This is a genomic window from Domibacillus enclensis (genome assembly GCF_900156125.1).
Taxonomy (GTDB): domain Bacteria; phylum Bacillota; class Bacilli; order Bacillales; family Domibacillaceae; genus Domibacillus; species Domibacillus enclensis.
In genome coordinates, this window is record NZ_FTLX01000001.1 from 419,479 (window position 1) to 441,517 (window position 22,039).

General features: G+C 47.2%; 23 protein-coding genes and 1 riboswitch. Of the genes, 3 read left to right on the plus strand and 20 right to left on the minus strand.

The features are described 5' to 3' along the window. Nucleotides 1-53: 53 nt before the first annotated feature. From BW952_RS02115 to prsW, 4 genes are all read right to left on the minus strand, one after another. On the minus strand, nucleotides 54-740 hold the full coding sequence (locus BW952_RS02115) for a flagellar brake protein (protein ID WP_169714075.1): 687 nt from the start codon (nucleotides 738-740) through the stop codon (nucleotides 54-56). Nucleotides 741-816: 76 nt separating this feature from the next. Next, nucleotides 817-2,151, minus strand: coding sequence for a germination protein YpeB (gene ypeB, locus BW952_RS02120; protein ID WP_045851409.1), 1,335 nt, complete (start codon nucleotides 2,149-2,151; stop codon nucleotides 817-819). 12 nt (nucleotides 2,152-2,163) lie between these two features. Then, the gene (gene sleB / locus BW952_RS02125) at nucleotides 2,164-2,910 is read right to left on the minus strand and encodes a spore cortex-lytic enzyme (RefSeq protein ID WP_045851408.1); all 747 of its coding nucleotides are present in this window, start codon (nucleotides 2,908-2,910) and stop codon (nucleotides 2,164-2,166) included. A gap of 94 nt (nucleotides 2,911-3,004) precedes the next feature. After that, nucleotides 3,005-3,679 (minus strand): glutamic-type intramembrane protease PrsW, encoded by a 675-nt coding sequence (gene prsW / locus BW952_RS02130; protein ID WP_045851407.1) that lies wholly within the window; start codon nucleotides 3,677-3,679, stop codon nucleotides 3,005-3,007. A gap of 75 nt (nucleotides 3,680-3,754) precedes the next feature. On the opposite strand from prsW, the gene BW952_RS02135 reads away from it, so the two are divergent. Next, nucleotides 3,755-4,711, plus strand: coding sequence for an asparaginase (locus BW952_RS02135; protein WP_045851406.1), 957 nt, complete (start codon nucleotides 3,755-3,757; stop codon nucleotides 4,709-4,711). Between the two features lie 98 nt (nucleotides 4,712-4,809). On the opposite strand, the gene BW952_RS02140 is transcribed toward BW952_RS02135, so the two are convergent. The 6 genes from BW952_RS02140 to BW952_RS02165 form a co-directional block, all read right to left on the minus strand. After that, a complete protein-coding gene (locus tag BW952_RS02140) occupies nucleotides 4,810-5,802 on the minus strand; it encodes a YpdA family putative bacillithiol disulfide reductase (RefSeq protein WP_045851405.1) in 993 nt (330 codons plus the stop codon). 73 nt (nucleotides 5,803-5,875) lie between these two features. After that, nucleotides 5,876-6,760, minus strand: coding sequence for a MerR family transcriptional regulator (locus tag BW952_RS02145; protein ID WP_045851404.1), 885 nt, complete (start codon nucleotides 6,758-6,760; stop codon nucleotides 5,876-5,878). Nucleotides 6,761-6,810: 50 nt separating this feature from the next. After that, on the minus strand, nucleotides 6,811-7,536 hold the full coding sequence (locus BW952_RS02150) for a metallophosphoesterase (protein WP_231581430.1): 726 nt from the start codon (nucleotides 7,534-7,536) through the stop codon (nucleotides 6,811-6,813). A gap of 88 nt (nucleotides 7,537-7,624) precedes the next feature. Further along, on the minus strand, nucleotides 7,625-7,894 hold the full coding sequence (locus BW952_RS02155) for a hypothetical protein (protein ID WP_045851402.1): 270 nt from the start codon (nucleotides 7,892-7,894) through the stop codon (nucleotides 7,625-7,627). 130 nt (nucleotides 7,895-8,024) lie between these two features. Beyond that, a complete protein-coding gene (locus tag BW952_RS02160) occupies nucleotides 8,025-9,467 on the minus strand; it encodes a RecQ family ATP-dependent DNA helicase (RefSeq protein ID WP_045851401.1) in 1,443 nt (480 codons plus the stop codon). Next, nucleotides 9,464-10,513 (minus strand): YpbB family protein, encoded by a 1,050-nt coding sequence (locus tag BW952_RS02165; RefSeq protein ID WP_052698482.1) that lies wholly within the window; start codon nucleotides 10,511-10,513, stop codon nucleotides 9,464-9,466. The genes BW952_RS02160 and BW952_RS02165 overlap by 4 nt, the downstream gene beginning before the upstream one ends. A 202-nt stretch (nucleotides 10,514-10,715) precedes the next feature. Between BW952_RS02165 and BW952_RS02170 the strand changes: the two genes are divergently transcribed. Beyond that, a complete protein-coding gene (locus tag BW952_RS02170; RefSeq protein WP_045851400.1) occupies nucleotides 10,716-10,964 on the plus strand; it encodes a ferredoxin in 249 nt (82 codons plus the stop codon). 675 nt (nucleotides 10,965-11,639) lie between these two features. On the opposite strand, the gene BW952_RS02175 is transcribed toward BW952_RS02170, so the two are convergent. From BW952_RS02175 to BW952_RS02205, 7 genes are all read right to left on the minus strand, one after another. After that, nucleotides 11,640-12,212, minus strand: coding sequence for an ECF transporter S component (locus BW952_RS02175; protein WP_045852619.1), 573 nt, complete (start codon nucleotides 12,210-12,212; stop codon nucleotides 11,640-11,642). A 149-nt stretch (nucleotides 12,213-12,361) separates the two neighbouring features. Then, nucleotides 12,362-12,493, minus strand: a riboswitch (FMN riboswitch). A gap of 44 nt (nucleotides 12,494-12,537) precedes the next feature. Further along, the gene (locus tag BW952_RS02180) at nucleotides 12,538-14,319 is read right to left on the minus strand and encodes an ATP-binding protein (protein ID WP_045852618.1); all 1,782 of its coding nucleotides are present in this window, start codon (nucleotides 14,317-14,319) and stop codon (nucleotides 12,538-12,540) included. Then, nucleotides 14,316-15,032 (minus strand): response regulator transcription factor, encoded by a 717-nt coding sequence (locus BW952_RS02185; RefSeq protein WP_045852617.1) that lies wholly within the window; start codon nucleotides 15,030-15,032, stop codon nucleotides 14,316-14,318. The genes BW952_RS02180 and BW952_RS02185 overlap by 4 nt, the downstream gene beginning before the upstream one ends. Nucleotides 15,033-15,113: 81 nt before the next feature. Next, nucleotides 15,114-16,301, minus strand: coding sequence for a c-type cytochrome biogenesis protein CcsB (gene ccsB / locus BW952_RS02190; protein ID WP_045852616.1), 1,188 nt, complete (start codon nucleotides 16,299-16,301; stop codon nucleotides 15,114-15,116). Between the two features lie 16 nt (nucleotides 16,302-16,317). Beyond that, complete coding sequence (resB, locus tag BW952_RS02195; RefSeq protein WP_045852615.1) at nucleotides 16,318-17,934, minus strand: cytochrome c biogenesis protein ResB; 1,617 nt, start codon at nucleotides 17,932-17,934, stop codon at nucleotides 16,318-16,320. Between the two features lie 13 nt (nucleotides 17,935-17,947). Then, the gene (gene resA / locus BW952_RS02200; protein ID WP_045852614.1) at nucleotides 17,948-18,484 is read right to left on the minus strand and encodes a thiol-disulfide oxidoreductase ResA; all 537 of its coding nucleotides are present in this window, start codon (nucleotides 18,482-18,484) and stop codon (nucleotides 17,948-17,950) included. 109 nt (nucleotides 18,485-18,593) lie between these two features. Continuing rightward, complete coding sequence (locus BW952_RS02205; RefSeq protein WP_045852613.1) at nucleotides 18,594-19,325, minus strand: pseudouridine synthase; 732 nt, start codon at nucleotides 19,323-19,325, stop codon at nucleotides 18,594-18,596. A 73-nt stretch (nucleotides 19,326-19,398) separates the two neighbouring features. Here BW952_RS02205 and BW952_RS19295 point away from each other — a divergent pair, with 73 nt between their 5' ends. Next, nucleotides 19,399-19,539: a hypothetical protein gene (locus tag BW952_RS19295; protein ID WP_156149437.1), complete on the plus strand. Its 141-nt coding sequence runs from the start codon at nucleotides 19,399-19,401 to the stop codon at nucleotides 19,537-19,539. 319 nt (nucleotides 19,540-19,858) lie between these two features. Here BW952_RS19295 and BW952_RS02210 read toward each other — a convergent pair whose 3' ends face one another. The 3 genes from BW952_RS02210 to BW952_RS02220 are packed head-to-tail and all read right to left on the minus strand — an operon-like array spanning nucleotide 19,859 to nucleotide 21,995. Beyond that, a complete protein-coding gene (locus BW952_RS02210) occupies nucleotides 19,859-20,368 on the minus strand; it encodes a spore maturation protein (protein ID WP_045850891.1) in 510 nt (169 codons plus the stop codon). Continuing rightward, nucleotides 20,368-20,949: a nucleoside recognition domain-containing protein gene (locus BW952_RS02215; protein WP_045850892.1), complete on the minus strand. Its 582-nt coding sequence runs from the start codon at nucleotides 20,947-20,949 to the stop codon at nucleotides 20,368-20,370. The genes BW952_RS02210 and BW952_RS02215 overlap by 1 nt, the downstream gene beginning before the upstream one ends. Beyond that, complete coding sequence (locus tag BW952_RS02220; protein ID WP_052698446.1) at nucleotides 20,943-21,995, minus strand: D-alanyl-D-alanine carboxypeptidase family protein; 1,053 nt, start codon at nucleotides 21,993-21,995, stop codon at nucleotides 20,943-20,945. Before BW952_RS02220 ends, BW952_RS02215 begins: the two co-directional genes overlap by 7 nt. Between the last annotated feature and the right edge of the window lie 44 nt (nucleotides 21,996-22,039).

Consider the following 22,039-nt stretch of genomic DNA (forward strand, 5'->3'; position numbering starts at 1 on the left):
TTTTATCACAGAATAACTTCGCCACAAAAAAAAGAACCCAAAAGGGCTCTTCATTATTGCAGTCCTTTTTTGCGCAGCTGCAACTGCCGCTCAAAACAAAACCGCATGAGCATTTGCTGATCCGCGTAAAGCAGCTCTTTGAATTGAAAGGAACCGACCCGCCGGCCGCTTTTTTCATCTTCGCGAATGCGAACAAGATCTGCTTTCGTTTCAATGTAGCGCGGCTCTCCGTGCTGAGATGGAATCACACCGTAAAGCGTCACTTCCGTATCGGGTTCTATTTGGACCGCACCCGGAATAACAACAGCCGCCCCTCCTGCACTAATATCTTCTGTGACTGAAGAAAAAGCCGGTACACCGTTTACCTCTACCGCAATATCGATAGCGGTAGGAACCCGAACGAATTTCCGGCGCTGCACCCGGACATAGTTATCGATCCCCGGATCGTGCAAAACGAGCATCGGTATTTTCTTTTTCACCCTGCCGATAACTTCCGTTTGAAACAAATAAACAGCGGAAGCAGCGGTTGGATCAATAAAGTTCACAGCCAGCTGCATGCCGTCCAGCAGGAAAACGGTTTTATTGGTTTCTGTGCTGACAGGATAGTCAATGTATACCTTTCCTTCCTCCACATCAACAATTTTACATCGGTATTCTTCTTTTTTGTCCACACTATCATATGGCTCCATCGAAATGGGAATCCCTGCTTCAAGCATCGTTATCACTCTCTTTATTTCCATTAATACGCCTTTTGACCTAAAGCGTTCACTGGAAAAAATTATAAAGGATTCGCGCATTGAATGCAATATGTCATTCTCAGCCGTATGACGCTTCTGCTTCCGTCAATTTATCAATTCGCTCTTCCTTCCCGCTGTCCGCATTGATAAAAATTCTATAGGAAGCCGTTCCGTTTTCCGCTAAAAATTCATAGCACAAAACATCTTTCATTTCATCGTTCGTCACAATCGCTTTCGTTGATTCCATCACCGTCAGCTTCGGGTGCAGTTCTTTTTTCGCTTCCGCTTCCGTTAAGCCCGGCTCAGGAATGTCACGGTCTTTTTTATTTTTCCAGTAGTTTTGTGCTTCGAGCCCTGTGATGCCTCCTGTATCGAGTGCTGTTTTCACTGTGACCGACTCTGGATAAACAAGCGTGTCTTTCACTTTTTTCGTAAAGGTAAAGACACCTGTATGGTCATACTGTGCGCTGTTCGTCACGACCATGTCCTCGAAGCCGTGCTTTTTTAAAAACGCCGACGCTTTTTCAGATGCGTCAAACAAGCTGATCCGCCCTTTTCCAGGAGTACGGTTGACAGTAAAGGTGAGTGGATACCCGCCCTTTTTTGTAATATCCATGCTTGCTTCTTCTCCGTTTTGACCGACAACGGCCACGTTGTAAAAAGGAATCGAAGCCCCTTTTAAGCTGCTTTCCACACTTGTCACTTCAGCGTCAATCTGGAAATACTCTTTTGCTCTTTCAGCTGCTTCTTTTTTTGTGATCACCGGGCCCTTTAATTTTTTCAAAGCGTCGTCGGATACCGACTTTTCCACCTGTGATGCCTGGAAAATGTCCGCTTCTGAAAATTCAGATGCTTTTTTCTCAATTTGATTAAATCCATCAATCACGGTATTGTCTTTTGGCTCGTCACCGCTTGCAGCTGCCTGTGCGACATCAGTCCAGCGCAGGTTTTGATCCAGTACAGACATTTGAACCGACCGCAAGTCCTTTTGGATATCCGCTGCCTGCTTGTACAGAGATTCAAGCTGTTCGTATTCTTTTTCAGAGAGCGGCTCTGTGTCTAGATCTCTCACAGCCGTTTTATACGTAAAATCGCCACTGGCGCCTAAAAACTCCTCTGTTTTAGAGAAAGGCATAAACCCGAGCGGAAGACGGCTGATCGCATTGTGGGCTTCGGACGTTAAGCGCCAGACGTCCGTCAACGCAGGCGTTAAATTGGCTTTTGAGTTCATCGCCAGCGCTTCACCCGTTCGGTCATGAATGACATCCACCTGATACACAAGCTCGTGAAATGCTTGCTGATAGCCGCTTTCCGCTTCCATCATCAGCACTTGTTTTTGACGATACTGCGTTAACCCCCAAATGGCTGTCACCACCAGCAAAACCGCCATCGCTGCTGTTATAAACCTCCGCATTCTTTTCTCCTCCTATTCACAAAAAATATGCTGGCCGATTTTCTTGATTTGCGGCCGTGACCAAATCCACTTGCTCGTGGCGGTATCCGGATTAAAATAATACAACGCCTCTCCTGTCGGGTCCCAGCCATTCACGGCATCCAGCACCGCTTTTTTTGCTGTTTCATTCGGCGTCAGCCAAATTTGGCCATCTGCTACAGCAGTGAATGCACCCGGTTCAAAAATAACGCCAGAAGCGGTGTTCGGGAAGGTTTCACTGGCCACACGGTTTAAAATAACAGCCGCAACCGCCACCTGCCCTTCGTATGGTTCTCCGCGCGCTTCCCCGTAAACGGCATTCGCCATCAGTTGAATATCATTTTGCGAAAATCCTTCTGGCGTGTTGACCGATTGAGCAGATGTTTCCGCTCCGCCGTAATACGTAAATGCTTTGCCTTTTCGTATCTGACTTTTCACATGGGCTTCATCGTATTTCGAGGCTTGTTCCAGCTTTCGCTTTGTTGCGCCTCCTGCCAGACCGTCGACCGGGAGCCCGAACGACTCTTGAAAATTCCGCAACGCCCAGTAGGTCGACCAGCCGAACACGCCATCAATCGGATCGCGGTAATATCCTGTATATTGAAGCCGTGATTGAAGCTCAATCACGTCATCTCCTTCTGCCCCTCGCTGGACGACCTGCTCTGAAAAGGCACCTGCCTGCTTCGCCGCAAGCAGAAAGGTAATCGTTAATAAAACAGCGATCTGCTTTTTCCACTTCATCAATGTCGCTCACCATCCTATTGAAATATACAGATAGTTTGTCATCGACCTCTTTTTTTATACAAAAAAAAGCCAACTCCTTGGAGCGGCTTTTTTACATTTTCAGACGATGCTCATGATACGCATCCGTCAGCATATGTGCTTTTTTCACTTTCCTTAATGCAAACCACCAGAGAAACAGCATAAATGGAATCATATAATAAACCCAGGTTCTCTCTATAAATAAAATGTAATCAAAGGAGCCGTGGAGCAGAAAAGAAATGAAAAAAGCGAGCATCAGCATCCTTTTCTCAAGGGATGGGTCACCAAACTTTGCCCGGCTTAAATAATAACCCATGATCGCACCAAACAGCGCATGGCTGGATACAGGCAAAAGAGCCCGCATAAACGCATATTCCACACCGTGCGCCGCGAGGTAAAGTACATTCTCCGCCGTCGCAAATCCGAGGGACACACTTGTGGCGTACACGATGCCATCATATGGTTCATCAAAATGCGTATGCGTGTAAATTAAAAAATACAGCACAAACCATTTCATAAACTCTTCGGGCATCGCCGTTCCGAAAAAAGCCTGAATGAATCCACTCCTCATCAGCTGCTCTTCATTCAGCACATATTGCAAGAACATAACAGGGAAGGTAACGATGATTCCATATATGAACGCCTTGGCCACGGATGCGACCGGCTCCGTTTCGTAACGGTCACGCAAATAAAAAAAGACCAGCAGCGCAAGGCCCGGTGCCATTCCTGCTGAAAGAATCGGGATCATACACGTTCCCTCTTTTCTTTCTGTTTTTTCCATCGTATCATGAGACTTGCAGAATGAAAATAAGGAGTGCACATAATGTCAAAAAAACACCTATTGCTTCTTCACACGGGCGGAACCATTTCGATGAAAGAAAATCTCGAAACCGGCGGCGTTTCCACTGATGGAAGCAACCCGATTGCGGAAGTGATCGACATCCCTGGCGTAGATGCCCAATACACAGTAAAAGAGCTTTTCCAAATTCCTTCGCCCCACGTAACCATCCAGCACATGATGATGCTGAAAAAAGAAATAGAAGCCACTAAAGCGGACGGGGTCGTGATCACGCATGGAACCGACACAATGGAGGAAACCGCTTATTTCCTTCAGCTCACATTAGAAAAAGCGATTCCGGTTGTGCTAACGGGCGCGATGCGGTCTAGCAACGAAGTAAGTGCAGACGGACTTGCCAACTTCATCGCCGCTGTTAAAACGGCAGCAAGCAGCGAAGCAGCCGATCAGGGCGTTCTCGTTGTCATGAACGAAGCGATTCACAGCGCGCAATATGTAACAAAAACCAATACCGGCAGCCTTGATTCCTTTCAAAGCCGTGATGCTGGCCCTGTCGGCACTGTGCTGAAATCAGGTCCGCACTTTTTTCATACGCCGACGCAACAAAGACCAATCCATCTTAAGCATGCAAAAGATGTTCACATTCCAATCTTAAAAGTGTATGCGGGAATGGACGGCAGTCTTATCAACCAGCTCTCAGGCTGCGACGGCATTATTATCGAGGCAATGGGACAAGGAAATATTCCCCCGCTGGCAGCAGAAGCGCTGATCGATTTGATTCAAAAAGGGGTGCCGGTCGTTATCACATCCAGATGCGGCAGCGGAATCGTCCAGCCGGTTTATGAGTACGATGGCGGTGGCGCGTCCTTGAAAAAAGCAGGAGCTTTGTTTGCCGGTGGACTAACTGGCCAAAAAGCCCGCTTAAAGCTTCTCGCCGCTCTATCAGGCGGCCACAACCAAAACCTGCCCTATTTTTTTAACTAAGAGAGCTTAGATACACCAACCAAAGAAACGCTTCACATTTTGAAGATTAAAAAGCGCCGAACGACTGCGAGAGTTCGCGTGATCGTTCGGCGCTTTTTCTATTCAAACACTTCTGGCTCAAGCCCTTTTTCTTTCGTTTCAATCGCAGCGGCTATTTCTTCGCCATGAAAGCGTCCGTTCTCAATAAAGATTTCATTTGCATTGTTGCCGGCTGCAATAACTCCAGCGATGAAAATATTCTCTACATTCGTTTCTTTCGTGTGTTCATCGTAAATCGGCCGGCCTGTTTCTGCGTCAATGCCAACCCCCATCTTTCTTAAAAAAGCGTGATCGGGATGATAGCCTGTCATGGCGAAAACAAAATCGTTTTTTATCGTTTGCTCCACGCCATTCACTTCATATGCGACAGCGCCTTTTTCAATGGCTTTCACGTTTGCCTCGAAAATCATCTTCACTTCCCCGCTGCGGACCAGCGCTTCAAACTCGGGCAAAATCCACGGCTTGACGCTCGGCGAATAGTCGCTGCCCCGGTACATGACCGTTACTCTCGCACCGGCTTTATGAAGCTCAAGCGCTGCATCAACGGAGGAATTTTTCCCGCCAATGACCACCACATCCGTATCAAAAAACGGATGCGCTTCTTTAAAATAATGAAAGACGTGATCCATTTCTTCACCCGGTATGTTCATATAATTCGGATGGTCGTAATAGCCCGTCGCGATGACGACATAGGGCGTTTCGTACGCGTCCTTTGACGTGTGAACGTGAAACAATCCACTTTCCTGCTTTTCAACCCGTTCTACCTGCTCAAACCGGTTGATTCGAAGCTCTTTCAGCTTCACCACTTCCCGGTAATAAACAAGCGCCTGATTCCGGTGAGGCTTGCGCTCTTCAATAATAAAAGGAACATCGCCAATGGCCAGCTTTTCGCTGGAGCTGAAAAACGTCTGATGGGTAGGGTAGCCGTATATGGCGTTCACAATATTCCCTTTTTCAACAACCAGCGGATTTTTTCCGATTTTTTTCATGGCGATGGCCGCAGCCAGTCCACACGGTCCACCGCCGACAATAATGCATTCTTCCGTTTTCATTTCATCCGCTCCCGTTCCTTTTCTCTGCACGCTCTATTGTAGAAAAAAAGAACGGACATTTCAATCATGCCGCTTAAAGCCGGCTGCTCATCCACTCTTTCCATTCGTCTTGCGTATTGCCCACGACATATGACTTCCCTTTTTCTGAAATAGGGCCATTCATCGCTGATCCGCCAATCCCAATTTCCATGGCTGGATACTTGGCCTTTAACTCATCTGCCAATTGGATCGTAGGCTCAAGGTTGCGTTTTAACGTACAGGATAGAAATAAAAACTTCGGCTTCACTGTATCCGTTACAGTGAAGATATCGCCTTCCTTCAAGCTCGCACCTAAATAAACGACTTCATATCCGAGCCGTCTGACAAACAGCGTGAAGATCAATAAGCCGAGCTCATGCCATTCGTCTGGACCGCATACCGCAATCACTTTCGGGAGAACTCCATTGTGCGGAAAGGAATGCATCACCATGCCAATCCGTGACCGCAAAATGGACGTCGCAAAGTGCTCGTGCGCCGTTGTAATCTCTCCATCCTCCCATAACGTGCCAATTTTAACGAGCAGTGCTGCCAATATATTAATCGTGACATTATCGATCGTATAAAGGGAAAAGGCTTTATTGATGAGCTCCTGTGCTTTTACTTCGTCAAAACGAAGCAGCGCCTGCAGCAATTCTTCTGACAAAGCCTCGTGCTGACTGGCTTCACTGTTCGGCAAATAAGGAGGCGTTTCTTCATGCTGATCGAGCAAGGACGCTGCCTGGCTGATCGTGAATCCCTGCTGCACCTTATCTGACAGCCATTTCAATTTCCGAATATGTTCATCCGTATAAAGCCGGTGTCCCGCCTCATTTCGAACAGGCTCTAATATTTCATACCTTCGTTCCCAGGCACGGAGCGTACCTGGCTGAATTCCAGTCATTGTCGATACCGCTTTAATATTGTATTTCCCTTCATTCATAAAGCTCTTTCCTTTCACGGGACGTTGTACAGTTATTATACAAGTCCGATTCACCTACGTAAAATTTCGATCTTCTCTTCCGGACGGCAAATCGTAATAAGGTGTGTTTCTGCACGCGCACCGAGACGCAGCGGGACACCTGTTGTTCCATAACCATTTGATACAAGCGTATGAATGCCTTTTACCGTCCGCCACCGGCCTTTTTCATACATACCCCACCGGCCAAGGCGTATTTGCCCTCCGTGGGTGTGGCCGCTTAACAGGAGTGCTACACGATCTCCCTGGTTCAGCACCCGAATAAAAGCCGGGTTATGGCTGCAGATGATTTTGAATGCATGAGAAGGCACACCGTCAAAAAGAGTCGCCTTATCACTTTTGCCTTTGCTTAAATCGTCTGTCCCCAGCAAAAACACATCGTCAGACAACGCAACAGACTGATTTTTCAGCATCGTGACATTCCATTTTGAAAAGATGGGGGCAATTTTTTCAAACGCAATCTCATAATCGTTATTGCCTGGCACGAAAAAGATGGGACCAATTTGCGACAAACGTTCGATGTTCTCATGAATCCGCTTGATGTTAACGCCGCCTTCATACAGGTCCCCCCCGATTACAACTAGATCCGCACGGCCCTTCACATGCCGAATGATCGATGGATGAACAAGCCGGCAATGAATGTCGGAAATAAAAAAAAGCGCAAGCGGCGCTTTTTCAGGAAATCGTCGATCGGCCAATACGGTTTCTTTTACATGATTGCGAAAAGCTTCTTTCCACATATATATTCCTGCTGCGGCGAAAGGTGACGCAGCCATCATTAGTTGCTTAACTATCAAAATGGCTCATTCCTCTTTTTCGTTCAATATTTTACTGAGCAGATTCTTCCTGTGCTTGATCGGGCTGCTCATTTACAATTTGGTTGACCACCGGCTTTTCTTCCTTAAATGCATATACAGCGATAAAGGGCGATGCGATAAAAAAAACAAGCAACGCCGTGATTAACGGGTAATGTGTTTGTTTATCCGCTTTTTTATGAACCGGACGCTGCAGAGACTCTCCCTCTTCGACCTCAGGCTTTGTCACTTTTTCAAGCGGCTGTTTATGCTTTTCGGCCAATTCGCGATAAGGGTCTTTCATGGTCATTCCTCCCACGCTCATCTTAATTAGACAGCTTTCTTCCTTCTCAATTGTCGGAACAGCCTTTAATTGAACATTGATTGCCCATTTACTTTTTATTATACTCGAATTTGTTTTATTGTGTAATGGATTAAAGTCCCGGGAGCAGATTATTCAATCGTCCGCGCCAGTCCAGGTTTTTCACTGGTTTATTTCCCTGATCGTTTTCTTTATAAACGGCCAGGTCTATCCCACACCGGTCGCAGCATTGCTGCTGGCCGGACGGCTCTTCGTTAAAAAAGCGCATATATCCGGCACGGCGACACTCATCCGAATCGATCCACTCTTTCATTTGACTTCTTTTTTCTGCTTTTTTGGCCAATAGATGCTCTCGAACCTGGAGAATATACGACTCCGCCCGTTTTCCCTCAAGCACGGCCTGCTTTGTGTAGTGTTCGAGAAATCGCTTTTGAATATCTGTAAGCGGCGGTTCAACCTGATCAAGCGACTGGTGCTGCGTTGCTGCCTGCTTAATTTGATCACAGCTCGGCAGCTCTGATTGAGCGATAAACTCGTGAAGCCTTTCATCGCCATGCACATAAAAAATAACGGCGATGGACGGATGTCCGTCCCGACCGGCACGGCCAATTTCTTGTAAATACGCCTCCATTTGCGAGGGCATATGATAATGAATGACGAAGCGGACATCTTCTTTGTTAATGCCCATTCCAAAGGCGCTTGTCGCACACACTACGTCAAGTTCTCCATTTAAAAACTGGTGCTGAATGAGCAGACGGTCTCCTGCTTCCATGCCGCCGTGATAAAAAGCCGCTTTTTTAACACCATTCAGCTTTAACAGCATAACAGCTTCCTCCGCTGCTTTTCTGCCTGAAAAATAAACAATTCCGGGTTTTTTAAAAAAGCGGACAAGCTCCACCAGTTTTTTTTGCTTTTGGAGCGGGTCCTCCATTCGTTCAGCCTTCATTGAAATATTCGGCCGGTTCACGGAAAAAACTAATTCCTTTGGATCAGTCAAGCAAAGCTGACGCTTAATGTCTTCACGCACTTTTTCATCCGCTGTTGCTGTCAATGCCAGGGTAAGAGGCTCATTTAATTTACGCCGAACGTCTCCAAGTAGGCCATAATCAGGACGAAAATCATACCCCCATTGTGAAATGCAGTGCGCTTCATCCACAACAAACAAAGAAATAGTTAAACGTTGAATAGCTTGAATAATGGGCTGAACCTGAAGCATTTCAGGTGAAAGAAAAATGAATTTATAGTGCTGAAGATGCAGAAGGGCACGTGTTTTTTCTTCATATTGTAAAAATGAATTGAGGGCAATGACCCGTTTTTCCCCTCCTGCTTTCAGCTGATCCACTTGATCCTGCATTAACGAAAGGAGCGGGGACACGATCACGGTCACCCCGTCCATTAAATAAGCCGGCAGCTGATAACAAAGCGATTTGCCTGTACCTGTAGGCATCATGCTCAGCGTGTCCCGTCCTTTCAGGAGCGAATGAATGGTTTCCTGCTGGCCCGGGCGAAATGAATCATAGCCGAATTTTTGTTTCAGAACATCTTCTATTGTCATTCAGACCGCCTGCTTTCTTTAGCCAGTACAAGGCGAATTTCAAAGTATGTATGATCAGGAAGCTGATCCTTTAACGGTTTTAGCTGACGGGTTGATTTGCTTGCGCCTGCCTGCAGCACCGCTTGTTCTTTCTCCTCTGTAATAAACGGCCGGATTGAAAAGTGAGGATCGTTCAAGGCCAATTCGACGATGTGGTCCTCAACAGTCGACCGCTTTAAGTGCCGTACCGATACAATCTGATCAATCGTCAAATTATTTTGTAAGTATTCAGCTGTTTTACGGGCAGATGCGGTTAATGGAACGGTTACCGTAATATCTGACAAAATATGCTTTAATAGCGGCATTTCTTCTTCCGTCGTCAACAGAAGCTGAATAATCGCATGAAGACTGTGTAAAAACCGGTACCAATATTCAGTTGGCTCTATTAAAAGCCATTCTGCGGCTTGTTCAGCTGTAAGAGCTGTTTGGCCGCGGCCGGAAAATCGGAGCAATATGCAGTCTGGATTCTCCGGCTGACGTTCCAGAACAAATATCAATTCCTTCTGCAGCTGCGCTGAAAGCATTGTTTTGTCAATAGAACTCTTCTTTAAAAAACCCTTCATCCATTCCTGCACGTGCTCATCGCGGGTAACCGGATAATACGAACGATCCGAATAAGCGATGTGTGAAACGACTTGAACCAGGAGCTGAATGCGATTGAAAAACACCGGCGCCGTTCCGGAAAGGGTCCATCCTGATAAAAAAGGAAACACTGTTGTTTCGTTCAGCTTGTTTTCCATCGCCTTTAGTCCTTTTTCTGTTAAAAACAGCCGCTGAAGAGTGCCATGCAGATGCCCTGAATCCAATAGGTGCTGAACAGCCTGCTCAAAGGAATGCATTTGAAGAAAAGGAGCTGTTTGAAACCACTTTTGCAGTTCGTATAAATGAGCATCCTGTATCGTTTGTGCGGACTTCTTGCCCTTTAACAGATGATAAACCGAGGAAGCCGTACGTTCTCCTTCAACTTCCTTCAGCATAAGCAGTATGACCGCATCCAGACATCGCACAGCTACCCCTCCTCGTCTTTATGCTCCTAGTGTAACATGAACATGCGTTCCTGTCTTGGATTTTTATTCACGCCCAAATGAAAGGGTTTACATAAAAGAAGCGGAAGTTTTTTATTGAAAAGCAACTTAATCGGACTTAAAATGGACAATAGAAGTGTTTTCTCATACGCTTACTGACTGATTTTTATAGGAGGTTTACATCTTGGCGAAATATACGATTGTCGATAAAGACACATGTATTGCTTGTGGTGCCTGCGGCGCTGCTGCACCAGACATTTACGACTACGACGATGAAGGCATTGCATTCGTTATTCTTGATGAAAACGAAGGAACTGCTGCTGTTCCAGACGTTCTTGAAGAAGACATGCAGGACGCATTTGAAGGCTGTCCGACCGATTCCATTAAAATTGCAGACGAGCCGTTCAACGGCGATGCTTTAAAATTCGAATAAAACAAAAGCCGGCCTCAACAGAGACCGGCTTTTCATATTATTGAAAAAGAACATGAAAAGCCGGTGAGTACTTCTCTTTTTCAACGCTACTATGCTTGTGCGAACACAGTCAGGGCGGCTTCTGCAGGACTACGCGTTCGGAGGGGCGGGCGGTGAGCTAACTTTTGTCGCTACGCTCCAAAAGTGGATCTCACCTAACCCGCTTGATCCCTCCCGAGTCTTCGTCCTGCGCCAGCCGCCCTGGTGGGGAAGAAAAGCAGAGTGTAAAACAAAAAATGGAAATCGTTCTGATTGAAAAAAAGAGATGAGGATCCTCTGCTTTTCACCATGTAGGAAAAGAGGGGTTCCTTATTGACGTTAAACATTTTCAAGAATAGCTGTCAGTCATTCACTACGTTCCTCTAGAACCCCTACGGGCGGAGGGAGGCCGGCGCAGACTCCAGTGGGACGAGCGGACAGGCTGAAACAGCCGTGCTTTTTGGGCTGGTTCAGCGTTCGCCCCACCGGAAAGCGGAGCCGGCAGCCCGGAGCCCCTGAATGTTCTTTTTTAGAAAAACAGCCTATTCTTTGCTAAGAAAAAAGGAAACAATTTAGAAAAAACATCGGGTTTCTCTTGACCCGTTTGTTTTTCAACATGATGAAAAGCCGGCCTCCTCTGAGACCGGCTTTTTGCTTTTACACAGTTGAAAGTTTTTTTGTCCAGCTGTGCAGGCGAACGAAGATCATATAAAAGACGATGCCGACAATTGCGCCCTTGACCAGGTTGAATGGCAGAATACCAGCGACAATCATTTGTCTCATCTCTGATCCGCTCATCGCCGGAGATCCGAGAAACATCGTGTAAGCAGGCAAGATGACAAAATAGTTCAGCACACTCATGATGACGGACATCGAAACAACACCTGCTGCGATCGCCAGCGGCATTGCCTTTTTTGATTCAAAGCGTTTATATACGTAATAAACAGGCAAAATAAAGGTGACCCCTGCCGCAAAATTGGCTACATGGCCGACAGGAACGCCGGTTGGGCTGCCCATCATAATAAAGTTAATCACATTTTTCAAAAATTCAACTGTTATGCCTGCAATCGGACCGAGCGCAATGGCCGCAACCAACGCCGGAACATCGCTGAAGTCAATCATCAGAAACCCTGGAAACGGCGGGATCGGAAAATTGAGCAGCATCAGCAAATAGGAAATAGTCGACAGCAGTCCTACTGTCGTTAACGCACGTACATTTTGTTTCTTCATTCGTCATTCTCCTTCTTTTTCATCCATCTCATTAGAAGGAAGGCAGCCCCGCCAACAAAACAAATCCCCTCAAGCAACTTGCTCGAGGGGAGAAAAGTCATGCATAAAGAAGCGTCCGAAAATCGTTCGTTTTTCGGCCACAGGCATACCTTCATCTTCTCCCATCCAGACTATACTGTCGGCTCTGGAATCGCACCAGATCCTGCCTTATCGGCTCGCGGGCTCAAGGACTGTATCCTATTACCGCCGGTCGGGAATTTCACCACGCCCCGAAGATGAAATGATTTAATTTGAGCTTTATTATCTCAAAGACGAAAGAATCTTGTCAAGATGTCTGTTTCGGGATTGTAAAGAAAAAGACAGTGCCATGACCGAGACGGCTTTGCACTTTAATGGTTCCCCCGTGTGCCTGGACAATATTTTTGGCAATCGATAAGCCAAGACCCGTTCCTGCCCGGCCCCGCGTCCGCGCTTTGTCCGCTTTATAAAAACGTTCAAAGACAAACGGCAAATCTTCTTCGGGAATGCCCGATCCGGAGTCTTTCACTTGAATAAGATGAACCTCTTCCTTTGCTTCATGAATAACCGACACGCTGCCACTCTCGGGCGTATGGCGCAGCGCGTTGTCAATTAAATTGGTCAGCACTTGCTCAAGACGGTCTTCATCCACATACACCATTGTTTCAGCATCATCCATTTGCGCAGACAGAAAAATATTTTTTTCCTTGGCCAGTCCTCCAAATTTATTCGTCACACGCTGCAAAAAAGGCTCCAGAGCCGTTTGTTCTTTATTCAATGTAATATGGCCGGCCTGCATCCGGGCGAGGTCGAGCAGCTCATTGACAAGACGCCCCATCCGCAGTGATTCTTCGTGAATGATCTGTGCGATTTCCCGCTTTTCCTCTTCTGATGCAGCGATATCATCCACAATGGCTTCGCTGTACCCTTGCATCATTGAAATGGGCGTTCTAAGCTCATGCGAAACGTTAGCGATAAAATCCTCGCGCAGCTTATCAAGACGGCGCTCCTCGGTCATATCACGGACAACGGTTACCGCTCCTCTGACTGAATCGGCATTGTACAGCGGGCTGACAATCATCACATATGACCTGCCCTGCAGGGTAATTTCGCCTTCCTGCTCCGTTTCGGTTTTCACCGCTTCTATAAACAGAGATTGCAATAAATCCGGTGTTTCTTCTGATCCGCCCTCTGCTTTTTTCTCGAAATTCCAATCATGCAAAAATTGCTTCGCCGGCGGATTGGTAATGAGAACATGCCCGTCCTGATCCAGCGTAATCACACCATCCGCCATGGAGCTTAAAATGCTCGACAGCTGTTCCTTTTCCTGATTCAGTGCATGAATATTCCCTTTCAGCTGATACGCCATGCGGTTAAAGGAGGTGGCAAGAGCGCCAATTTCATCCGTCGTTAAAATCGGCACCTTTGTGTCAAAGTTTCCTTGAGACAGTTCCGTTGCCGCCACCCGCATCGTCCGGAGCGGCGCCGTCACCCGCGTGGACAAAAAGAACGCAAAAACAGTTGTTAAAATAATTGCAATTCCGGCAGCAACCAAAATGAGCTTGGTCGTTTGCTCTGTTGTTTCTTTGATCACTTCAAGTGACTGATAAATAAACACAGCCCCATTTTCACCATCATTTAATTGAACGGGCACGCCGACAATAAATGAATTCTCAAACCGGCTGTCCGCATCCCCTTCACCACCGACATTTATTTCCGCTTCCACTTTGCGCTGGTTGTCAAACACCGCGGACAGGGCAGGATCAGCGGTGATGGTTTCTTTGCTGATTTTGGCTGTATCACTTTCAAAGGGGGAATAGTGAAACACCTGGTCATTTTCAGCGATTAAAATATGAGCTGGATCATCCACTAATTCCCAGGCGACATTCAGCCCCGTTTGTTCATTTTCGTGGTCTTCGATAACGGCAGCTATTTTTTCCGCTGTGTTTTCCAGCTGCTGCTCCACTTGCGTAATGTGGTAGTTTTCAAAAAACTCCAGTAAGAGAATGGTTAAAAAAGCCAGCACAAATGAAACGAGAAGCAGGATCGTAATCCATAGCTTCCCGACAACACTTTTCCATATTTTCATCCATTTCCAACCTCAAATTTATACCCGACACCCCAGACGGTGACAATCATTTTGGCTGCTTCTTCCGATACTTTGTTCAGCTTTTCCCGTAAACGCTTCACATGCGTATCAACGGTTCGCAAGTCACCAAAAAATTCATAGTGCCATACTTCCTTCAGCAGATGCTCACGGTCAAACACTTTATCAGGCGCTTTGGCAAGAAAGTACAGAAGCTCATATTCCTTCGGCGTTAAGTTCACTTCTACACCGTCAGCCGTCACTCGGTGGGCATCGTTATCAATCGTTAAATGATTGTACACAATTAAATCCTTGGATTTCGTGTCAGTATGTAAATAGGTTGTAGGAGATGACCGGCGCAATAGCGCTTTCACACGCAGCACAACCTCACGAGGACTGAATGGCTTGACAATATAATCGTCTGTGCCTACTTCAAAGCCTTGCACACGGTTTGCTTCTTCTCCTTTTGCTGTCAGCATAATAACGGGTGTTGCTTTTGTTTCCCGCAATTCCCGGCACACTTCAATGCCATCTTTTCCAGGCATCATTAAATCGAGCAAAATGCAGTCATATTCATTCGCGAGCGCTTTTTCGAGCGCTTCCTCCCCGTCTGCTGCCTCATCAATGATGTAATGCTCCCGTTCAAGGTACATCCGCAAAAGCCGGCGAATCCGTTCTTCGTCATCCACCACTAAAATCCGTAATTCTTTTTCCAAAAACATTCCCTCCCAATACGCACAATATCTCCTATTATAGTACAAAAAAGATCCCCCGCCAAAGACGAGGAATCAAATTTCTTATGCATAGGAATGCAAACCGGCAATAACCAGGTTTACGGCCACTAAATTAAACATAATAATGCCGAAGCCGACAACCGCCAGCCAGGCTGATTTTTCGCCATGCCACCCTTTTGACAAACGCAAGTGCAAAAACGCAACGTAAAACAAAAAGGTAATAAGCGCCCACACTTCTTTCGGGTCCCAGCCCCAAAAGCGGGTCCAGGCAATCTGTGCCCAAATCATAGCAAAAATAAGTGCACCGAGCGTAAAGACCGGAAAACCGATCAATACGGCGCGATAGCCAATTTCATCCAGTAAATCCGAGCTGATTTTTTGAACGAGCGGCTGCAGCAGGGCCGCCACTCGTTTTCTCGTCACTAACCGGATCAATACATATAAGACAACCCCGCCGATTAATGACCAGAGCACCGTGTTTAACTTTTTCGCATTGATAAACGCCGGCATTTCCGCAAGCGGCTCCATCTTGCCTTCCGTTAAAAGTGATCCTTCATTCGGTCCAACAAGCGCCGGAACGGTAAACTCCAAATTCGCAGCGGCTCCTTCTTTATTGACATAATCAAATTCCGCTTTGTAATCCGCTGCCGCAAAGCCTGTTGTGATGAGGATAAATGCAATGACCGACACGATAAAAAACATCACCGCTTCGAGCCATTTTGTTTTTTTCGTACTGACCGACTGATCAATGTTTTTCACTAAATAAATCAATCCCGCAATAAAGCTGATCCCCAGAATCCCCTGGCCCGCCGCGGCAGTGGTCACGTGAATAGCCAGCCAGTGGCTTTGAAGCGCCGGAATAAGCGGACTGATTTCGCTTGGAAACATGCTCGCATACGCAATGATGATAATGGCGATTGGAAGAGCGAACAAGCCAAGCACAGCCGTTTTGTAAATAAAGAAAATTAAAATGAACGCACCGACAATCATCATACCGAAAAACGTCGTGAATTCAAATAAGTTACTGACCGGCGCATGACCGGCAGCTGCCCAGCGGGTAAAAAAGTAGCCGAGCTGAGCCGCAAACCCAATAACGGTCACTATAATGCCAAGCTTGCCCCACCGGTTCAGCCCTTCCCCGTCACGCAGCCCTTTTTGGCGGATTGAACCGCCGAAAAGAATGGTCGCAGCCAGGTATAGAAAAAACGATGCCTCCAGCAGTGTACTGCTTACACCTGCTAAATTCGACATAAACGATATGCCTCCCTTACTCCTTTTGTCTGTCTTCCGGCTCCGGAATAGACGTTTCCTTTAACACGGCGTGAATTTCTCTTTTTAACCCGTGCCAGTTTTTATTCGTATGACCGGCTACATACACCTGTCCATTTTTTTCACGAATCCACAGACGGCGATGATTCCAATACGACCCTTGAACGACACCAATCATAAAAATAATCCCGCCGATCGCCAAAATCGGAAGCGTCAAATCTTTCCGTATCGTCAAAGCGGATACGTCGCGGGTGTCCAGGCTTTTAAACGCCATTTTATAAACGGTCTCACCGAGCGGCTCCATCGTGTTTCGAATTTGAGCAAAGCTGACTTCACCCTCCGGTGTTTCCGGTGTCACCATATTAAACAGAAACGCCGGATTGTTCGGAAGCGGTGACTTTGACGTCGGTTCGCCGGCTTCGGTAAAGCCATCAAAATCCGGGTAATAGCCAAGCAGCTCTACCTTGTAGCCATTGCCCAGTTCATAGGATTTCTGCTGGTCGAATAAGTCAACGGTAATCTCCCCGTATTCTTCACCCGTCGCTTTATTCGTCAGCGCAAAATGCATCGCTTTCATTTCGTCCTGGCGAAAGCTCGTCTGGTAAATGGCAAAGCTGTCAAACTTCATTGGCTGATTGACCTGAATGGCATCCGACTGCACTTCTGTCAGCTCGGGCTTTGCACCTGGCAGTTCATTGTTTTCATCCCGGTACAAAACAGCATCTGTCTGATAGTTTTTCGCTACAGTGCCTACCCGGTTAATGGCTTCATCGAACACTTCCGGATCTTCGCCTTCTTCATAGTTTTCGAGTGTAAAGCCATTGTTTTTTACATAATAGGTTCCGTCCGTACCCGGCACCTGCAACGTTTCTCCTTCTCGAATCCAAAGCAGCTCATCTATGTACATTCCCGGAACAGACCGAAGCAGCGCTCCGAGTAAAAAGATAATCAAGCCAACATGATTAACATAGGGCCCCCATCTTGTAAACCGGTTTTTTTCAGCTAAAAGAGCACCGTTTTCCATGCGCACTTTGTATCTTTTCTTGATGAGCTCTGCTTTTACGTTTTCAAGCTCCGACGCATTCAGTGTACCGCTTTGCTCCGCAAACAGCCGCTGTTTTTTCATAAACGACTCATGGCGGTCCACACGCTGGTTTTTCAGTGCGCGGTACAGCGGGATGACCCGGTCAAGACTGGCGATCACCAGTGAAACGCCAAGCGCCGCGATTAAGGCACTGAACCAGACCGAATTGTATAAATCATGGAACCCGATCATGTAATAAAGCTTTCCGAATGTTCCGTACACATCTTCGTAATACGTTTCAGCCGGCATATTCGACGGAATATAAAATTCCTGAGGCAAAATCGTGCCGAAAGAAGCCGCGACAAGCAGGAGAACAATGATCCAGATTCCGACCTTCACAGATGAAAAGAAATTCCACACTTTATCAATGATCGTTTTATTGTACGTTTGCGAGCGGCGCGCACTTCCTTCGTAGCGCATATCAACAAGCTTTTCCTGTCTGGCTTCTTCTGTCAGCGCCCGGCCGCATGATTCACATAAAATCGTGCCGTTCGGATTCACGTGGCCGCACTCGCACTTCACTTTCCCCATACGAAAACTCCCCTTACGATGACGGTTTTACCCGTTCAAATAATGCCCGAACCTGCTCTTCCTCAATCAAGCCGCCAATGACAATCTGATCAATTGTACCGTCCGGCTTAATCATAAACGTTGTTGGAAGCGGATCAACTCCGTACGTATCCATCACTTCTTTTCCCTCATCAATCGCAATGGGGAATGTCAGGCCGTACTGCTCGGCGAAATTCGTTACTTGAAAATTCGATTCGCCCACGTTCACAGCTAAAATTTCCACTTCACCTTTGAATTCATTCGCCAGTTTTTCCATATGCGGCATTTCTTCCTTGCACGGCTCACACCAGGTGCCCCAAAAATTCAAAAAGACGCCCTTTCCTTCATAATCAGAAAGCTGGTGGGTTTCGCCATTTACATCGGTCAGCACAAAATCGGGCGCTTTGTCCCCCGCTTCAAGGCTTCCGCGGGACTCTTTCGTCAAATTCGTGTAAAGCGCATAAACGACAAGTCCGGCCAGCACGGCTAAAATGGCCGACCGCATAAACAGCCGCTTTTTCTTTTTATCCATCTGTCAACCTCCAAGCTCCGTTTTCAACAGAGGCATGTGTAAAAACTACGTCCATTATACCATCACTGCCTGTCGTTCAATTCTGACTTTCCTGTGACATTTTTATGTCTTAACGGCTTGAGCCTGCTTCTGCCATTGTCCGCAGCTGCTTGATTTCATGTGCCGTCAATTCCCGATAATCGCCAGCATTCAGCCCGTGCAGCGTTAAATGAGCGAACCGGTCGCGGCGCAGCTTTTGAACAGGATGCCCGATTGCTTCAAACATGCGGCGCACCTGACGATTGCGTCCCTCATGAATGGTTACCTCCAGCAGCGAGCGGTTTTTCTTCCGGTCAATGCCCAGTTCCTTTACTTTAGCCGGTGCCGTCATGCCGTCTTCCAGCTTAAGGCCAGAAGAAATTCGCTTCAATAAATGGCGCTGGACGATGCCTTCTGTTTTCACAATATACGTTTTATCCATTTCGTTGCTTGGGTGCGTCATTAAATTAGCGAATTCACCGTCATTCGTTAGAAGCAGCAAGCCGGACGTATCATAGTCAAGACGCCCAACCGGGAAAATCCGTTCTTCCACATGCGGGAAAAAATCAACAACGGTTTTTCTTCCTTTGTCGTCTGTTACCGCTGATATGACGCCGCGCGGCTTGTAAAACAGGAAATATACTTTCCGTTCCCGCTCAAGTGGCACCCCTTCAACCCGCACATCATCATTTAAGCCAACCTTTGTGCCAAGCTCGGTTACTTTCTTTCCATTTACGGTCACTTTTCCTTCTTGAATCATTTGTTCTGCTTTTCTGCGCGATGCAACTCCTGCCTGCGCAATTACTTTTTGTAATCGTTCCATCTATTTCACCTCTATAATTGTCTGTTCGTCCATTAAGCATTATGGCACAAATATCGAAAAAGGAAAAGAAAACATGAAAAGCTCTTTCTGCCAGGGAATCAGCATGGTCAATACATGGATGGGAAATAACCTGAAGAATGAATGGAACGGCTGGGTGATCAAAAATAATAGCCGGATCATTTTGAAAGAACGAGGCTGGGACATAACAATGTGATTCGCGCTTGAATCCGAATGATCTAGTAGCTGAAAGCCTTGATTCTTCTTTTTTCTTGGAAAAGCATACACAGGGGCTCCGGGCGGCTGGCGCAGGACGAAGACTCGGGAGGGATCAGCCCACCGCCCGCCCCTCCGAACGCGAAGTCCTGTTCGATACCGCCCAAACTATGTTCGCGCAAGCACAGTCACTAAACGATTTACCATCATGAAGAGCTCGAGAGAAAGCCGAACGATCGTCTCGTTCGGCTTTTCCATCTATCCAGAATTTTTCGTCCCAAGCTCCTTATCCATCAAAATCCAGCCATCAAAACGCATATTTATAAAAGCCACACTGCGGCCACCATGGAAAAGAAAAACGCTGCTGCATCTGCCAGCAGCCCAATTTTCAGGGCATCTCCGGTTTTTTTTATGCCGGCTGCCCCAAAATAAACAGCCAGCACATAAAGGGTTGTATCGGTGCTGCCTTGCATAATGGCAGCGAGCTTCGCAATAAAGGAATCGGCGCCATGCTCCTGCATAAGCTGATCCAGCATTGAGAGTGTGGCGGACCCTGAAATCGGCCGGATGAATGCCAGTGGCACCACGTCCGCTGGTATGCCGAACGGTGCAAGGAATGGCGCCAGCCAGGCGGCCATTTCTCCAGCGGCTCCTGACGCACGAAAAACAGCCACAGCGGCCATCATTACGACAAGGTGCGGCACAATCGCCACCCATGTCGAGAGACCTTCTTTGGCGCCATCTGTCAGTGTTTCATAAATATTTACTTTCTTGTATAAGCCAATGCCGATCACAGCTGCAATAATAGCGGGCATAAGCCAGACAGCCATTACCGGCTCCTTCTCCCCGCATAAAAGCGGTCAATCATAATGGCAAAAACCGACGACATCACCGTGGCAAACAGCGCAGGCACGACAATATCGGTCGGGTTCGATGCCCCGTGCTTCATGCTAATCGCCAGGACGGACGTCGGAATCAGCGTAATTGCCGCTGTATTAAGCGCCAAAAACGTGATCATGGAGCGGCTTGCCTCATCCTGGTTCCCGTTCAGCTTTTTTAATTCGCGCATCGCTTTTAAGCCAATCGGTGTTGCTGCATTGCCAAGACCGAAGAAATTGGCTGCCATGTTCGACGCGATATAGCCAAACACAGGATGCTTGTCCGGTATGTCTGGAAAAAGCCGCCCAAGAAGCGGCTGAACCGCATTGGCGACTGATTTCACAAGACCCGCGGATTCGGCGGTTTTCATTACTCCTGTCCAAAACAACAGAATACCGGCAAGCGATATAGCCAGTTCAATGGATTGCTCCATTGATTCGAAAAGTGCTTGATTCACCTCGGCCATTGTCCCATTAAGGGCCGCAAAAAGAAATCCTGTCAGCATTAAGACAGCAAACGCTGCGCTTACCACGACATCAGCTCCTTTTTGATGTTTGTCCAAAAAGAGGAAGGCTTTTCTTTCGTCCGGTACACAGGGGCTGAAACCTTTTTTTCTCCATCGATCCACAATTCTGCTGTTGCGTTTTGATCCGGCTTCATCACAAGCCGGATGTAAGCCGACTCTTTTTCTTGATCCGTCATTGGATACGTGAGGGTTTTTTTGGCGAAATAGGACGCGGATTCTCCCGGAACAGAAAACGGTGTTTTGCCGACAATCATTCGCTTGTGATACGCAGAAAATGCCTCGTCAAAAAGAGCCGTATGATCCCGCCAGTCATCCGGTGCGTCAATCGTCACTGCCACCAGCGCCATCTTTCCTTTTTTCGCCGTTGTCACGAGCGTACGGCCCGATTTTTTCGTGTAGCCGGTTTTTCCTCCCGTAATCATTCCGCCGCTTCTCACAAGCCGGTGCTTGTTTTCCCAAACGCGTACGGGCTTGCTTTTCGTTTTGTACACACTCGTTGAAACGATCTTTTGATAGGTTTTGTTGTTCATCGCCTCCGCGGTTAACAGAGCCATATCATAGGCACTTGAATAATGAGCCGGATCATCGAGCCCGTGCGGATTCATAAAAGACGTATTTCGCATGCCAAGCTCCTTCGCACGGTCATTCATTAATGCTGTGAATTGCTCGGTTGTGCCGCCAACAAACTCGCTGATAGCGATCGCCGAGTCGTTCCCGGACCGGAGCATTAGACCGTACACGAGTTCTTCAAGTGTCAGCTTGTCCCCTTTTTCCAGGTAAAGGCTTGATCCTTCAATCTGTACAGCCCGGTCGTTAATCGTAACCGTTTCGTTTAGACGGCCGGATTCCACCGCGAGAAGCGCCGTCATAATTTTCGTAATACTGGCAATCGGACGCCGTACGTCTGCTTCCTTTTCTGAGAGGACGCGCCCGCTTTCCATCTCCATGAGCACCGCACTCCGGGCAGATACATCGGGCTGTGCCATTGTTTCGGACGGCGACATGCACAGTCCTGCCAGCAGCATAAAGGCGAACAGACTTTTCATCAGCATATGTCTGCTGCTCCTTTCTTTTTCACTAGTGTATGGAAAAAGAA